This is a genomic window from Actinosynnema sp. NPDC049800 (genome assembly GCF_040656635.1).
Taxonomy (GTDB): Bacteria; Actinomycetota; Actinomycetes; order Mycobacteriales; family Pseudonocardiaceae; genus Actinosynnema.
This window is the reverse complement of record NZ_JBFAMT010000018.1, coordinates 96,348-111,263: the sequence shown is the minus strand read 5'-3', so window position 1 is coordinate 111,263 and position 14,916 is coordinate 96,348. Positions and strand designations below refer to the sequence as shown.

Genomic DNA, 14,916 nt, shown 5'->3' with positions numbered 1-14,916 from the left:
GCCGACGACGTCGCGGATTGGCCTTCGCGGCCGGACTTCCTCAGACGAGTGGAAGGACCACCACGGTCGGCGTCGTGGGCCGGGGGGATCCGCCCCTCGGCTCCACGGTCAGCCCCACGGCCTCCCGGCCGGTGAAGCCGCTCGCCAGCAGGGGGTCGGCCTGCCCGTCGGACGACGTGAGCAGCCCGGCCGGCCGCGGCCCGTCGGCGCCGATCAACCACAGCTGGTAGGTGCGGTCCTCGGGCAGTCGCGGCAGGCCGTGGGCGAGGAAGAGCACTTCGCCGTGGGCGGAGGACGCCACCACGGTGCCCGTGCCGCCGCCCGTCACCTCACCGCGGACGAGCTTGGCGTCCGGCGCGGCCAGCAGGTCGGCCATCCGGCTGTGGTAGCCGTCGACCTGTTGCAGCGCTTGCAGGTCCCGTTCCAGGCGGCGGTTGGCGTCCGCGCCCTGGATCCCCAGCGTGACGGCGACCGCGATGCCCGCCGCGGCGGCGAGCGCGGCGGTCCGGCGCCACCACACGCCCGCGGCCCCCGGCGGCTCCGGTCCGATGGGGACGGTCTTCGCCCGGACGTCGGCCTCCGGCGGGAGTTGGCGGGTGTCGGCGATGGCGGTCATCACCCGGTCGCGCAGGTGCCGAGGAGGTTCGACGGTGGCCGCACCGGCCAGCAGCGCGGTGGTCTCGCGCAGTTCGGCGGTCTCCCGCACGCAGGCCGTGCAGTGCGCGAGGTGGTCGTCGAAGGCGCGGCGCTCGGTGTCGGAGACGGCGTCGAGCACGTAGGCGCCGATCAGCGCGTGGGTGTCGTCGGTCACCGGTTCACCCCCAGGCAGTCGCGCAGCCTGATCAGGCCGTCACGCATCCTCGTCTTGACCGTGCCCAGCGGGATGCCGAGCACGGAGGCCGTCTCCGGGTAGGTGTAGCCCCGGAAGTAGCCGAGCAGGATGGACTCCCGCTGCAAGTCGGTCAACGTCGCCAGGCACCTCCGCACCTGCCGCTGCTCGATGCGCGCGGCCACCTGCTCGCTGACCGCGTCGAACGGCGTCTCGACGTCACGGCGGGCGGCCACGTCCTCCCGCCGGGTCGCGGCCTGCGCGGAGCGGACCCGGTCCACCGCACGGCGGTGCGCCATCGTCATCACCCACGCCGACGCGCTGCCCCGCGCCGGGTCGTACCGGGCGGCGGTGCGCCACACCTCCACCAGCACCTCCTGGGTGACCTCCTCGGACTGCGCGTGGTCGCGCAGGATCCGCCGGACGAGGCTCAGCACCTTGCCCGCCAGCACGTCGTACAACCGCTCGAACGCCCTCTCGTCACCGCGCGCCACCAGGCACAGCAACTCCTCGGCCGAGGCGTCACCCGCCTCACCGACACCCGCCACCGCTCGGAGCTCGTGCTCACGCCCTGCCATCGCGTCCTTCCCGATCGACCGGTCCACGACAGGCATTCGTCGCCGACCGCCCTTCGGTTCGGTCCCGCTCACGTGAGGGCACGCTGTTATCGCTAACAATTACCGAACCGCCGACCCTGCAGCCTTGTCGGGCACGAACCGGGTGCGCTACGGTGCATCTGGGAGCGCTCCCAAACGCCCTCCCCCGGCACCTGGCGACTACCACCACGCACCCTGCTCGCAAGGAGACGAAGCATGGCTCTACGTGCGCAATGGAGATCCAGGTCGCTCTCGTTCCACCGCGGACTCGGCCCGGCGCCCTTCGCGACCGCCGATCAGCGCATCTAGGAACACCTCCGCTCGACCACTTCGGCGCTTGTCGACCGCCATCGACTCAGCATTGTTCCGCCTCGGTTTGTTAGCGATAACAAGGCGTTTTGCCTGGCAATCCGCGAGAGGAAGACCATGCGAGATCACCTTGCGACGACAAGGGGCGCGGTCCGCCGCCGGCGACGGCCACCGGTGTGGGTGGCGGTGCTGTCGGTGCTCGGCACCGTTGCCCTGACGCCCGTCGCGTCGGCCGCCACGGTCGACACCACCGCCTCGTACGTGCTGGTCAACCGCAACAGCGGCAAGGCGCTGGAGGTGTACGGACGCGCCACCGCCGACGGGGCCAGGATCTCCCAGGCCACCCGCAGCGACGGCGCCTGGCAGCAGTGGCAGTTCGTCGACTCCGGCGGTGGCTACTACCGCATCCGGTCGAAGCACAGCAACAAGGTCCTGACCTTCCTGTCCACCGCCGACCGCGCCGGACTGGTGCAGAGCACCGACCTCGACCGCTCCGGCCAGCGGTTCCGGTTGGCCGACTCCGCCGGCGGCCACGTGCGCCTGCTCAACCGGGCCAGTGGCAAGGCCGTGAGCGTGCTGGACTCCTCCACCGCCGACGGCGCCCGGATCGTCCAGCTCCCCGACACCGGTGGCGCCGGCCAGCAGTGGCAACTGGTCAAGCTCGGCGTCGACACCACGCCGCCGACCGCGCCGGCCGACCCCCGCACCTCGAACCTGACGTGCACCGGGGTGACGTTCTCGTGGTCGGCGTCCGCGGACGACACCGCCGTGGCGTTCTACGACGTCTACCACGACGGACAGCTCATGACCTCGGTGCCGGGCACGGCGCTGTCGGCCGACCTCACCGTCGCACCGGGCGCCACCTGGGGCCTGTACGTCAACGCCCGCGACGCCGCGGGCAACGTGTCCCAGGCCAGTTCCACGGTCACCATCACCGTGCCGCAGTGCCAGGCCGACACCGAGCCACCGAGCACCCCCACCGACGTGACGGCGACCGCCGCGGGCACCACGGTCACCGTGCGGTGGACCCCGGCCACCGACAACATCGGCGTCACCGGCTACGAGGTCCTGCGCGACGGCACGCAGGTCGGCTCGGTCAGCGGCGCGTCCACGACCTCCTTCACCGACAGCGGCCTGGCCGCGGAGACCCGCTACCAGTACCAGGTGCGGGCACGGGACGCGCAGGCCAACCGCTCGGCGGCGAGCACGGCGGTCGCGGTCACCACGGGCAGCGCGTGCGCCACGGCGCTGTGCTCGGTCACCCGGGTCACCACCGAGACCGACCTGCCCTGGGGCCTGACCACGCTGCCCGACGGGCAGGTGGTCTTCGGCCGCCGGGACGCCTTCGAGATCGTCCGGCTCGACCCCGCCACCGGCACGAAGACCAGCCTCGGGCGCGTGCCGGGCGCGGCGGGCACCGACGGCGAGGGCGGGGTCCTGGGCCTGGCCGTGGCCGCCGACTTCACGGCCGACCCGTGGCTGTACGTCATGCACACCACCTCGACCGACAACCGGGTGGTGCGCATCCGCTACACCGACGGCGCGCTCACGGGCACCCCGCAGGTGCTGCTCACCGGCATCCCGCGCAACAAGTACCACAACGGCGGCAGGCTGCGGTTCGGGCCGGACGGCAAGCTCTACATCGCCACCGGCGACGGCCAGAACGGCGACTGGGCCCAGGACCGCGCCAACCTCGCCGGCAAGGTCCTGCGGATCGACCCCGACGGCACCGTCCCCTCGGACAACCCCTTCGGCACCCCCGTGTGGAGCTACGGCCACCGCAACCCCCAAGGCCTGGCCTTCGACTCCCAGGGCAGGCTGTGGGAACAGGAGTTCGGCAACTCCGTCATGGACGAGACCAACCTGATCGTCCGCGGCGGCAACTACGGCTGGCCCACGTGCGAGGGCACCACGGGCGACTGCGACGAACCCGGCTTCATCGCGCCCAAGCACACCTACCCCGTCGCCGAGGCCTCGTGCAGCGGCATCGCCGTGGTCCGCGACGCCCTCTACATCGCCTGCCTGCGCGGAGCGCGGCTGTACCGAGCCGAGATCTCCGGTGACGACCTGACCAACGTCCAGCAGTACCTCAACGGCACCTACGGACGGCTGCGCACCGTGGAACCGTCCGCCGACGGTGGGCTCTGGCTGACCACCAGCAACCGCGGCGACAAGGACAGCATCGCCGGCAACAGCAACGAGAGCATCCTCAAGGTCCAACTCGGACGGTGAACCGGCCGCCGGGTCGGGGCGACCGTCCCGACCCGGCGCCTCCTCGATCCCGCGATCGACCGGGACCAGCCCCGTCCAGGAGACGAAGGAGTCGCCATGACGCACCGCACAGCATCACGCCACCGGCGCACGCGGACGCTCACGGCGGTGGCGATCGCCCTCGCCGGCGCCGTCGTGCCCGCCACCTCCGCCGACGCCGCGACGACCTCGCCGTGCACCCCGGGCGCGTCCTACGGCCCGCCGTTACCGACCCGTGCGGTGACGGCCCAGCTCATCCGGGGAGGGTTCAACTTCCTCGAAGGCCCGACGTGGGACCGGCGGACGGGCACCTTGCTGCTGTCGCACATGCAGCGCCCCACCGGCCCGCAGGGCGTGCAGCCGTCGTCGGTGCTCCGGCACACGCCACCGGCCACCTTCGAGACGTTCATCGCCGAGTCCGGCAGCAACGGCCTCGCGGTCTCGCCCGACGGCACGCGGTTGCTCGCCGCCACCCACGACAACCGCACGCTCTCCTCCTACAGCCTGACCGACCGCAGCCGCACGACCGTCGCGGCCAACCACCTCGGCCGCGCCTTCAACTCCCCCAACGACCTGACCACCGGCCCGGACGGCACCACGTACTTCACCGACCCGAACTACCAGCGCGCCAACCGCGCCGACGAGCAAGGCGGTCGAACCGCCGTCTTCCGCGTCCGCGACGGCGTGGTCGGCCTCGTCGACGACACGCTGCGACAGCCCAACGGCATCGTCCTGTCACCCGACGGCAAGACGCTCTACGTCGGGGCCACCGCCGACAACACGATCGTGAAGTACACCGTCAACCCCGACGGCACCACCGGCGGCCGCACGACGTTCGCGAGCATCCGCACGCCCGACGGCGCGACCGTCGACTGCGCGGGCAACCTGTACTGGGCGTCCTACGACGAGGGCCTCGTCCACGTCTTCTCCCCGTCGGGCGAACGGCTCGGCGCCATCTCCGCCGGCCGCAACAGCACCAACGCGGCGTTCGGCGGGCCGGACGGGCGGACGCTGTACATCACCTCCGGTGTCCCCGGCGGGTTCGGCCTCTACCAGACCTACCTCAACGTGCCCGGGAACCCGTACTGAACCCGAGCCTCACGGCCTCGCCGACGTGGCCCGCGCGACGTCGTTGTACCCGTGGTCGCCACGGGCGACCCGCAACGGCACGCCCGCCCGCACGTCGGCGAGCACCCCGGCCTCCATGGCGGCCACCCGCGTCACGGTGTCGACCACCACCGCCACGAGGTCGGCCGGCACGACGACGACACCGCTGCCGTCGGCGGTGACGAGATCGCCGGGGCGCACGGTGATCCGCTCCCCCTCGGCGCCGATGGTCACCGGCTCCTGGGTGGCCGCCATGCGCACGCGGTTCTTGCCGGAGCGCATGAACGCGCCGTGCGCCCACACCGAGTAGTCGAGCGCGCGGATGCCGTCGACGTCGCGGCAGTAGCCGTCGATCACGGTCCCGGCGACGCCCCGGGCCACCGCGACCTCGGTGAGGATGTCGCCCCACACCGTGCAGCGCGGGCCGTGGTTGGCGAGCACGACGACCGAGCCCGGTGGCACGTCGTCGACGTAGTCCGCGGCGGCGGCGCGCTCGCCCTCGGCCACCGGCTCGAAGGTGACGGTGAACGCGGGGCCGACGACCACGCCGGAGCCGGACTGGCGCGTGGGGCCCCACAGCGCGCCCGACACGCCCAGGACGTCCAGCGCGTCGCTGACCGCCGACGTGCCGAACGCCGCGAGCCCACGGCCGACGTCCGTCATGAGCCGTCGCCGATCACGTGCACGGCCAACTTCCGGCCTCCCTGGAAGATGTTGACCTTGGCGTGGCGGCTCGCCTTCGACCCGAAGCCGGCCACCTGGCCGCCGAGCAGGTACGTGTCCAAGCTGATCGGCATGGCCTGCACGTGATCCGAGCCGGCCTCCACCACGGGGTAGCCGGTGGGCGCCACCCGCCGCTGCACGAGGTGCCCCGCGCGCAGCCCGGCCGCGACGGCGTCGCGCCACGCGTCCGGAGCGCAGTCGTGGCCGATGGTCACGCCGTCGCCCCTGATGTCGTACGGCTGCTTGAGCACGAACTCGCGCGGGTCGGCGAGCAGCCGGTCGACCAGCGGGCCGCCGTCGTCGTCGACCGCGGCCGGGGTGAGCTTGCGCGACCACGGCAGCAGCTCGGCGACCAGTGCTCGTTCGTCGGCGGTGAACAGGTCGGCGAACTCGGGCTGCTGCACGAACGCCAGCGTCAGCTTGTTCTCCGCGACGTACCGCGCGCCGAACGGGTTCACGTGCACCATCGCGGTGTCCCGCACGGCGTGCGCCCACCGGTCGACGAAGGCCGGGTCGGCGCAGTGCGGCAGCCACGACACCGTGTTGACCTTGTTCCAGCACAGGTCGGCGGCCTTGCCGTCGAACCGCACCCGGTCACCGTCGACCTCGATCGCGCGCGGGTCGGCGAGGAACGCGTCCACGCCGGCGGCCCGCAGGCACTCCACCAGCTCGACGCTCTCCGCGCTCGGGGCGCCCGCGCGCTGGAGGACCGCGATGTGCGACGGGTCGGCGCAGCGGCCCGCGTCCCGTTCGGCGGCGGCACGCGCGGCGGCTCGCAGCGCGTCGAGGAAGCGGTGCTCGCCGGTGTACGTCATCGCGCTCGGCGAGCTCGACCGGATCCGGGCGACCACGTCGTTGATCCGCGCGGTGAACAGTGTGCCCGCGGGCGAGTCGGCGTTGTTCTCCAGCACCCGCAGCCGTTCCGAGCCCGCCTCCAGGTAGCCGTCGAGCCGGCACACCCACGGCGCGTCGCCCACCGCGCGGTCGGCGTCGACCAGGAGGTCGGCGGCCGGGCCGAGCCGGTAGAAGTCGCGCACGTCCGGCCGTGCCCGGTACAGCGCGACGACCTTGCCGAGCAGGTCGACGTAGCGGGTCAGCAGCGGCGCGAGCCGTTCGGCCCGATCGGCGCGGACCAGCACCGGCACCGGCGAGAGCGGGAACTCCTTGTTCCGGAACACCGGTCCGGCGGCCACCGCGCGCTCGGTGGCCGTGCGGGTGTCCGCCGGGCGCGCCACCGCGTCGTGGGTGGCGAGCAGGGCGGCCGGCCAGTCGATCAGACCGGTGACGCTCACGACGGCCGACCCGGCAGGCCGAGGTCGACCCCGGTCGGCACGGCGGCGCCACGCGCCTGCGCGAAGTACGCGTCCACCAACGCCTTCGTGACCGGGCCGGACGGCCAGCCGCGCAGGGGCACGCCCGCGACCTCGCGCACCGGGCCGAACTCGATGCCCGTCCCGCACAGGAAGACCTCGTCGGCCGCGGTGAGCCGCTCCTCGGTGACCGCGTCCTCGACGGCCTCGTAGCCGAGCGCGGCCGCGGTCGCCAGCACCCACGCCCGCGTGACACCGGGCAGGACGTGGTCGGAGAGCCTGGGTGTGACGACGCGGTCGCCCTCGACGAGGAACACCGTGGCCGTCGGCGCCTCGCTGATCAACCCGTCGGCGGTGCGCAGCACGCACGAGTCGTAGCCGTCGCGCTTGGCCTGCGCGAGCGCGAGGCGCGGCCCGGCGTAGGCCGAGATGTTCTTGGCGGCGCTGGGGAACACCGCGTCCGAGGGCCGCTGCCACGCGCTGATCCCCAGCCGGATGCCCTCGTGCTCGGCCAGCCAGCGCTTGCGGCCCGACGGCGTGATCGTGACCGTCAACGCGGTCACGGCGGCCTGGGCGATGTCGCCGGCGTTGGCCGCGCTCGCCGCGACCCGGACGTAGCCGTCCGCGTCGATCCGCTGCGCGGCGACGAGCTCGTCGACGATCGCGGGCACGTCGGCCGCGCAACCCTCGTCGAGGCCCATGAGCCGGCACGAGTTGCGCAGCCGGTCGAGGTGCGGCCCGGGCAGCCAGGGCGCGACGCCACCGGAGTCCTGCCGGTAGAGCCGGATCCCCTCGAACACCGAGATGCCGTAGCGCAGCGCGATGCTGCCGACCGGCAGGGTCGCCTCGTCGCGCGGCACGAGCCGGCCCCGGTGGTGGGCCAGCGGCCAGACCGCGTGGCCGTCGGCGGCGAGGGACGTCATGCGGTGTAGCGGAACACCGGCTCCGCCGGGTCGTACGCCGTCCGCAGGATCATGTCGAAGTGGCGGTGCCGCAGTTCGAGCGCGGCGGCCAGCGCGGCGATCGCGTCGCGCCGCAGCTCGGGGGTGTCGCAGTAGCGGCGGAGCAGCTCGCGCGCGGCGGCGGCGTGCTCGTCCTCCAGCTCGCTGACCGCGTCGTCGCCCTCGTCGGCCGAGGCGTGGTGCACGAAGAACTCGTACCCCTTCGCCGGCAGGCCGTAGACGTCGCGCATCACCGAGAGCATGCTCTTGCCGCCCTGGTCCACGATCGGCGGCTGGCCCTCCATCAGCAGCAGCACCGACGCGACGCCCTGGGTGAAGTGGGTCTCGGTGTTGCAGACCCGCACGTTGTGCTCGACGACCGCCGCGGTCTCCGGCACGACCGGCGCGTCGGCGAGCTCGTCGGCGGTGACCCCGACGGCCGCGCCGAAGTCGGCGAACGTGTCCAGGTGGCGGCCGGAGCCCGACAGCCTGCCGGTCTCCTCCTCGTAGATGTTCTCCACGAGCAGGACGCGCAGCCGGTGGTCCTCGATCCGCGAGGCGATGCCCAGGATGTTGCGGGTCCAGAAGCTCTTGATCGGCCAGCGGTGCAGCACGAAGTCGTGCAGCAACCGCCGGGTGGCCTTGCCGGCGAGGATCGTCTGGTAGAGCCCGCTGGTCATCTTCTTGCGCTCGTCGATCATCCGGTCGAGCTCGAGGACGAAGTCACTCATCGGCACCTCCGTGGTCGTTGGCGGGTTCGGCCGGCGGTCGCCCCCGACCGGTCAGCGTCAGGATCGTCGCGTCGAGCCCGTGGGCCGCGACCAGGTCGGAGAAGTGGGCCGCGCCGTCCAGGTTCACGTCGAGCAGCCCGCTGACCACGGTCTTCGAGCCGCCGTCGGCGATCATCCGCAACTGGGTGGCCAGCGTGGTGCGGTCCGCGGCGATCGGGTCGAGCCGCAGCTCCGCGCCGTGCCGCACGATCAGGTGCGCGACGATGACCTCCAGCCGCAGGTTGCCGCCGCCCTTGCCGATGCCCGCGATCGACGCGTCCACCGCGGTCGCGCCCGCCGCCATCGCGGTGGTCGTGTTGACGAACGCCAGCCCGAGGTTGTCGTGCGCGTGGAAGCCCACCGGCACGGGGCTCGCGCCGACCGCCGCGCCCACCCGCTCGGCCACCGAGCCGGGTTCGAGGCTGCCGTTGGAGTCGGCGAGGTAGACGACCTGCGCGCCCGCGTTCGCGCAGTCCTCGACCGCCACGGCGAGCCGCTGGGGGTCGCGCTCGCTGACCCGCGTCAGGTTCATCGCCACGTCCAGACCCGCCGCGCGGGCGGCGGCCACGTACGGCTCGGCCGCCTCGACCGAACCGCCCGTGACGAGCACCCGGACCATGGCGACGCCCCGGTCGGGCAGCTCGGCGATGCGTTCGAGCGGCGCTTCGCCGGGGCGCACCATCACGACGAGCTCCGGTCGCCCGGCCACGGCCGCGAGCGCGTCCAGGTAGGCGGGCGGGCAGCTGGCCGTCGGCCGTCCCGGGTCGTGCGCCTGCCGCAGGTAGCCGATTTCCGCGTACGGCACGCCGGCGGCCCCGACGGCGCGCACGATCGACTCGGCTTCGCGGGTGGTCCAACCGTGGTCGTTGAAATAGCCGCCGTCACGCAAGGTCACATCGAGGAGAATGGGCGTCGAATTCACGTTCACCGCGCGGTGCGGCCGGGTGAAAAAGCTTCGGCTGCGCAGAGCACAATCAACCGCCCTTTCGGCCCATCGCCATGGTGGATGACTTCAGCCTAACCGGCCGTCACCTCACGTGGCAACCTTCGGCCACGCACCTCCGGGCATTGACCCGATTGTCGTACCGATTCGACGTCCGGCCGCCGAAAACTCCCTGACCAGCGAATATGAATTAGGACCACGGTCGCCCGCGCAACCGCGCCGGGCCCACCCCGGCCCGACCGATCCGGGCCGACCCGAACCCCGTCAGCCGATTACCGGGGTCGCGCTCCCGGGATGCGGCACTGGTTCACGCCGGCCGCGTGCGCCCTTCGGCGTCACCCCGCTGAGCAATACGGCCGCGACGGCCGCCCATTCCCTTCGACCACCCACAGGATCCCCCTGTTCGAGTTCCGACAGCCCGACGTTAGGCCCTCGATGCGGGCCCGCGGCCCGTTCGCCCTGTTCGGGTCTGTTTCGAACGGGCGGACGGCGGCGGACGCGTTCGGCAACACTCGACCTGACCGCAATTCGGCGGGAACGCGGCGCGAGCGGCGCATTGTGACGTGGCGATCTGGGGAAGTTCTGGGATCCGCCTTGTCGACGGCGGTCGGAGTCGGTAGGCCGGTGTCAGGAGGGGGGACTTCGGGTGGCGGTGTCGTTCGAGTTGCTCGGCGAAGTGCGGATGCTCGTCGACGGAGTCGCGGTCGGCCTCGGGCACGCCCGCCAGCGGTGCGTGCTGGCGGCCCTGCTGGTGGACCCCAACCGGGTCCAGTCACCCGAGTCGATCGCGGCGAAGGTCTGGGCCGACCGCGCTCCCCGGCAGGCGCGCACCACGCTCCACGGCTACGTGTACCGGTTGCGGCAGGCGCTGGGCGGTGTTCCCGGCCTGGTGATCGACCGGACGTCCGCCGGCTACGTGCTCCCCGTCGACCCGGACAGCGTCGACCTCCACCGGTTCCGAAGGCTGGTCGAGCGGTCGCGCTCCGGCGCTGACGCCGAGGCGTTCGCCCTGGTCGAGGAGGCGCTCGGGCTGTGGCGGGGCGAGGCGCTCGGCGGGCTCGACGGCAGCTGGGCCGACGCGGTGCGGCAGGGCCTCGACCGGGAGCGGTGGTCGGCGACGGCCCACCGCAACGACCTCGCGCTGCGGCTGGGACGGCACGAGTCGCTGGTGGCCGAGCTGTCCACGCTGGTGACCCGCGACCCGCTCGACGAACGGCTGGCCGCGCAGTTCATCCTGGCGCTGCACCAGTCCGGCAGGCAGGCCGAGGCGATGGCGCACTACCAGGTCGTCCGACGGGCGCTGTCCGACGAGCTCGGCACCGACCCCGGTGTCCGGCTGCGCGAGCTGTACCAGCAGATGCTGGTCGGCGAGGTGGCCGCACCCGTGACCGGACGACCGCCCGTGCCGCGGCAGCTGCCGGCCCCGCCACGGCTGTTCGTGGGCCGCGACGACGAGTTGACGTCGATGGACAAGGCGTTGGCGCAACCGGGAGAACCACTCGCGGTCGTCGGGCCGGGCGGCTCCGGGAAGACCGCGTTGGCGTTGCACTGGGCGCACCGGGAGCTGGACCGCTTCCCCGACGGGCAGCTGTACGCCGACCTGCGCGGGTTCGACCCGACGGGCCCGCCGGCGTCGACCTCCGCGATCCTGCTCGGCTTCCTGGACGCGCTCGGCGCCGATTCGCCTCCCGCCGACGTGGACGCCCAGGCCGCGCTGTACCGGAGCCTGGTCGCGGGCCGGCGCCTGCTGGTGGTGCTGGACAACGCGCGTGACAGCGACCAGGTGCTCCCCCTGCTGCCCGGCGGCACCACGTGCACGACGTTGATCACCAGCCGGCACCGCCTGAGCGCCCTCGCCGCCTCGCGGGCTGTGCCGACGCTCGCGCTCGACGTCCTGCCCGACGATGTCGCGCACGCGTTGTTGGCGGGCTACCTGTCGCCGCAACGGATGTCGGCCGAGCCGGAGGCCGTCGCGACCCTGTTGCGGCACTGCGCGGGACTTCCGCTGGCCGTCGGCATCGTGGCCGCGCGTGCCGCCGCGCACCCCGACTTCCCGCTCGCCGCGCTCGCCGACGAGCTGGGCCGGGCCGACGGGCTCGACGGGCTGGACACCGCGGAGTTGAGCACCAGCCTGCGGGCGGTGTTCGCCGCGTCGTTGCGGGCGCTGCCGGCGGACGCGGTGAGGCTGTTCGCGCTGCTCGGCATCGCGCCCGGCCCGGACATCGGCCTGCCGGCGGTGGCCGCGCTCGCCGACGCGCCGGTGACGCGCGTTCGGTCGTCGCTGGAGAAGCTCGAAGCCGGTCACCTGGTGCGGCAGCACGTGCCGGGGCGCTACCGGATGCACGACCTGGTGCGGCTGTACGCCGCCGAACGGGCGCACGGCGAGGAGGCGGCGCTCGCGCGGGTGATCGCCTACTACGTCGGGTCGGGCCTGGCCGCCGAGCGGGTCCTCTACCCGCACGACACACCGGCCGCCGTGTCCTCCGACCAGCCCGGACCGGCCGACGACGGCGCCGCCCTGGCCTGGCTGGCCACCGAGTACGTGTGCGTGACCGCCGCTCAGGAGGCCGCCGCACGGGTCGGCGACCACCCCGCGGTGTGGCGGCTGGCCTGGGCCCTGGACACCTTCCAGCGCCGCCAGGGTCACCTCCACCACGACCAGATCACCGTGTGGCGGGCCGGGCTGGCAGCCGCGGACGCCGCCGACGACCTCGACGCCCGCGCACTGGCGTCGTGGCGGCTGGGAGCCGCCCTCGCCCGTGCCGGCGACGTCGACGAGGCGTCCGCGCACCTGGACCGCGCCCTGCTCCTCAGCCGGGAAGCGGACGATCTCTCCGGCGAGGCCGCCGTGCACCAGTCGTTGGCGTGGGTCCGGGAGACCCAGGGCGACGACCGCCGAGCCCTGCGCCACGCGGTGAGCGCCCTCGACATCCTGAGCACCCTGGACCGCCCGATCCGCCAGGCCCACGCCCTCAACCAGGCGGGCTGGTACGCGGCCCGGCTGGACGACCTCGACCGGGCCCGCCGCTACTGCGAGACCGCCCTGGCCCTCGCCCGCGCGCACGCCGACCGCGACGCGGAGGCGCGGACGTTGGACAGCCTGGGCTACATCGCGCACCGCGCCGGTCACCACGACGAGGCCGTGGCGCACTACGAGCTGGCCCTCGCGCGCTTCGAGGACGTGGGCGCGACCTACGACTACGCCGACACCGTCGAACGGCTGGCCGACGCCCACGCGGCCGGAGGTCGCCGGGACGAGGCCCGCGAGCACCGGCTCAAGGCGCTGACCCTGTTCCTGCACCAGCGCCGCACCGCCGACGCCGATCGCGTGACGCTGACCATCGAGGACGCCACGTGAGCCGAGGTGGCGCGGCCGGGCGTGGTGAGCGAGCAGGCGTCCGGCGTGACGTCGCCCGAGCGGGTCCGGCCGTCAGCTGTCGGGCAGCTTGATCGACAGGGCGTGGTGGAACACGTCACGCGGGTCCCAGCGCGCCTTGACCTCTTGGAGCCTGCGGTAGTTGTCCTTGTAGTACAAGGCGTGCCACGGGACGCCGGACGTGTTCCACGTCGGGTCGGCGGTGTCGATGTCCGGGTAGTTGATGTACGAGCCGTCGTTCACGCCGTTCGGCACCGGCACGCCTCCGGTGTCCTGGTACATCTCGCGGTACCAGCGCCGGATCCAGTCCATGCTCGCCCGCTCGCGGTCCGGGTCGGTCCAGGTGGCGATGTAGACCGCTTTCATGATGCTGTCCCGCTGGGGCACGGCGGTCGCGTCCGGCGCCACGGTGTTGACCTGGCCGCCGTAGGACACCAACAGCAGCAACGCGCGCTCGTTGTCGTGGTCGGTGCTGGTGAGGTAGGTGTACGCGGTCCTGATCTGCTGGTCGGTGAACCGCTTGCGCAGGTAGGCCGCTTTCGCCTTGAACATCCCGGACTCGTCGGCCTGGCTCAGCGACCCGGCCTCCACCGCCGCCAACCACGGCAGCCGGTGGGGTGGCTGCAACGTGATCGTGCCCGGGACGCCCTCGGTGACCTCCGCCAGGTAGTCGTCCAGCAGCTGGTCGGCGTCGGGCCGGCTTCCGTCCACTGTGGCCACCAGGGCGATCGCACCGGGGTCGGCGCCGGTGTTGCGCCGGCTGACCAGCATCGGGCTGAACAGGCTGGCGTAGCGGGAGCCGGGCGCGCTGTTGCGCTCGTGCCACTCGCCGTAGTTGCGCAGCAGCCGGTGGAACGACTCCTCGGTGACGTCCCGCCAGCTCCACCCGATCGTCGCGCCGAGCGTCACGGCGGGTGGCTTCGGCAGCAGGCGGCTGGGATCGTCGCCGGTGGCGCCGGGCGTGCGCATCCAGTACCGGGTGACCACGCCGAAGTTCCCGCCCCCGCCCCCGGTGTGCGCCCACCACAGGTCCCGGTTCGCGTCGCCCGGCTCACGGGTCGCGACCACCGCCCGTGCCCGTCCGGAACGGTCCACCACGACGACTTCCACGGCGTGCAGGTAGTCCACCACCGAACCGAACTGCCGGGACAGCGCGCCGTACCCGCCGCCCTGGATGTGCCCGCCGGCGGCCACACCGCCGCACTGGCCGCCGGGGATCGTGACGCCCCAGCCGAGGTAGAGCCGCTCGAACACGTCCCAGAGGCTCGCGCCCGGCTCGATCGAGAACGCGTTGCGGCGCCGGTCGAACCCGACCTGCCGCATCGCGGACAGGTCGATGACCACCTCCGCGCCGTCGCCCACGAAGTTCTCGTAGCAGTGCCCGCCACTGCGGACGGTGACCCGCTTGCCCGCGCGCACGGCGTCGTCCACCGCGCGCACGACCTGCTCGGTCGTGGTGGGCAGCCGGAAGTACCGCGGCCGGGGGAAGAACCGCTCGCTCGTCCGGCGCAGCACGAGGTCCTCGTAGCGGGGGTCACCCGGCAGGATCGCGGCCGACTCGAGCCCGCTCCCCTCCGCCGCCACGTCCGCGGTCGCCGGACTCCCGATCAGCGCCGCACCTCCCAGAGCCGCGGTGCCGGTGATGAACCCACGACGGGTAGGACCAGACATCCTCGTCCAATCTGTTCGTTGGTGTGCCGGGGAAAACGCTAGGAGCGGCCAGGCGGCGAGACCACCCGCGGCGGCCGACTGTCAGGGAACC

11 protein-coding genes are annotated in these 14,916 nt (G+C 73.1%); 3 read left to right on the top strand and 8 right to left on the bottom strand.

The features are described 5' to 3' along the window. Positions 1–40: 40 nt before the first annotated feature. Both AB0I91_RS22140 and sigK read right to left on the bottom strand, forming a co-directional pair. Positions 41–811 carry an anti-sigma factor gene (locus tag AB0I91_RS22140; protein ID WP_498782603.1) on the bottom strand — a complete coding sequence of 257 codons (771 nt, stop codon included), beginning with the start codon at positions 809–811 and terminating at the stop codon, positions 41–43. Next, a complete protein-coding gene (gene sigK, locus AB0I91_RS22135; protein WP_498782605.1) occupies positions 808–1,407 on the bottom strand; it encodes an ECF RNA polymerase sigma factor SigK in 600 nt (199 codons plus the stop codon). Before sigK ends, AB0I91_RS22140 begins: the two co-directional genes overlap by 4 nt. Before the next feature lie 444 nt (positions 1,408–1,851). Here sigK and AB0I91_RS22130 point away from each other — a divergent pair, with 444 nt between their 5' ends. Together AB0I91_RS22130 and AB0I91_RS22125 are read left to right on the top strand one after the other, a co-directional pair. Then, the gene (locus AB0I91_RS22130) at positions 1,852–3,966 is read left to right on the top strand and encodes a PQQ-dependent sugar dehydrogenase (RefSeq protein WP_499638504.1); all 2,115 of its coding nucleotides are present in this window, start codon (positions 1,852–1,854) and stop codon (positions 3,964–3,966) included. A 96-nt stretch (positions 3,967–4,062) separates the two neighbouring features. Beyond that, positions 4,063–5,073 (top strand): SMP-30/gluconolactonase/LRE family protein, encoded by a 1,011-nt coding sequence (locus AB0I91_RS22125; protein ID WP_498782609.1) that lies wholly within the window; start codon positions 4,063–4,065, stop codon positions 5,071–5,073. Between the two features lie 9 nt (positions 5,074–5,082). Here AB0I91_RS22125 and AB0I91_RS22120 read toward each other — a convergent pair whose 3' ends face one another. From AB0I91_RS22120 to AB0I91_RS22100, 5 genes are read right to left on the bottom strand one after another with little or no spacing between them, the layout of a single operon-like run. Continuing rightward, positions 5,083–5,754: an RraA family protein gene (locus AB0I91_RS22120; RefSeq protein ID WP_499638501.1), complete on the bottom strand. Its 672-nt coding sequence runs from the start codon at positions 5,752–5,754 to the stop codon at positions 5,083–5,085. Further along, a complete protein-coding gene (locus AB0I91_RS22115; protein WP_499638499.1) occupies positions 5,751–7,106 on the bottom strand; it encodes a hypothetical protein in 1,356 nt (451 codons plus the stop codon). Before AB0I91_RS22115 ends, AB0I91_RS22120 begins: the two co-directional genes overlap by 4 nt. Next, positions 7,103–8,047 carry an aminotransferase class IV gene (locus AB0I91_RS22110; protein WP_499638497.1) on the bottom strand — a complete coding sequence of 315 codons (945 nt, stop codon included), beginning with the start codon at positions 8,045–8,047 and terminating at the stop codon, positions 7,103–7,105. The genes AB0I91_RS22115 and AB0I91_RS22110 overlap by 4 nt, the downstream gene beginning before the upstream one ends. Beyond that, positions 8,044–8,796: an iron-containing redox enzyme family protein gene (locus AB0I91_RS22105; RefSeq protein ID WP_498782617.1), complete on the bottom strand. Its 753-nt coding sequence runs from the start codon at positions 8,794–8,796 to the stop codon at positions 8,044–8,046. The genes AB0I91_RS22110 and AB0I91_RS22105 overlap by 4 nt, the downstream gene beginning before the upstream one ends. Then, positions 8,789–9,730, bottom strand: coding sequence for a hydroxymethylglutaryl-CoA lyase-like TIM-barrel protein (locus AB0I91_RS22100; RefSeq protein ID WP_498782619.1), 942 nt, complete (start codon positions 9,728–9,730; stop codon positions 8,789–8,791). Before AB0I91_RS22100 ends, AB0I91_RS22105 begins: the two co-directional genes overlap by 8 nt. Positions 9,731–10,424: 694 nt before the next feature. Here AB0I91_RS22100 and AB0I91_RS22095 point away from each other — a divergent pair. Then, a complete protein-coding gene (locus tag AB0I91_RS22095; protein WP_499638495.1) occupies positions 10,425–13,136 on the top strand; it encodes an AfsR/SARP family transcriptional regulator in 2,712 nt (903 codons plus the stop codon). Between the two features lie 72 nt (positions 13,137–13,208). On the opposite strand, the gene AB0I91_RS22090 is transcribed toward AB0I91_RS22095, so the two are convergent. Next, positions 13,209–14,825 (bottom strand): FAD-binding oxidoreductase, encoded by a 1,617-nt coding sequence (locus AB0I91_RS22090; protein WP_499638493.1) that lies wholly within the window; start codon positions 14,823–14,825, stop codon positions 13,209–13,211. Between the last annotated feature and the right edge of the window lie 91 nt (positions 14,826–14,916).

Excerpts from the sequence above, each read along its gene's own strand:
- AB0I91_RS22130 (WP_499638504.1), top strand. The coding sequence starts at position 1,852 with ATGCGAGATCACCTTGCGACGACAAGGGGCGCGGTCCGCCGCCGGCGA.
- sigK (WP_498782605.1), bottom strand. The coding sequence starts at position 1,407 with ATGGCAGGGCGTGAGCACGAGCTCCGAGCGGTGGCGGGTGTCGGTGAG.
- AB0I91_RS22105 (WP_498782617.1), bottom strand. The coding sequence starts at position 8,796 with ATGAGTGACTTCGTCCTCGAGCTCGACCGGATGATCGACGAGCGCAAG.
- AB0I91_RS22125 (WP_498782609.1), top strand. The coding sequence starts at position 4,063 with ATGACGCACCGCACAGCATCACGCCACCGGCGCACGCGGACGCTCACG.
- AB0I91_RS22120 (WP_499638501.1), bottom strand. The coding sequence starts at position 5,754 with ATGACGGACGTCGGCCGTGGGCTCGCGGCGTTCGGCACGTCGGCGGTC.
- AB0I91_RS22110 (WP_499638497.1), bottom strand. The coding sequence starts at position 8,047 with ATGACGTCCCTCGCCGCCGACGGCCACGCGGTCTGGCCGCTGGCCCAC.
- AB0I91_RS22090 (WP_499638493.1), bottom strand. The coding sequence starts at position 14,825 with ATGTCTGGTCCTACCCGTCGTGGGTTCATCACCGGCACCGCGGCTCTG.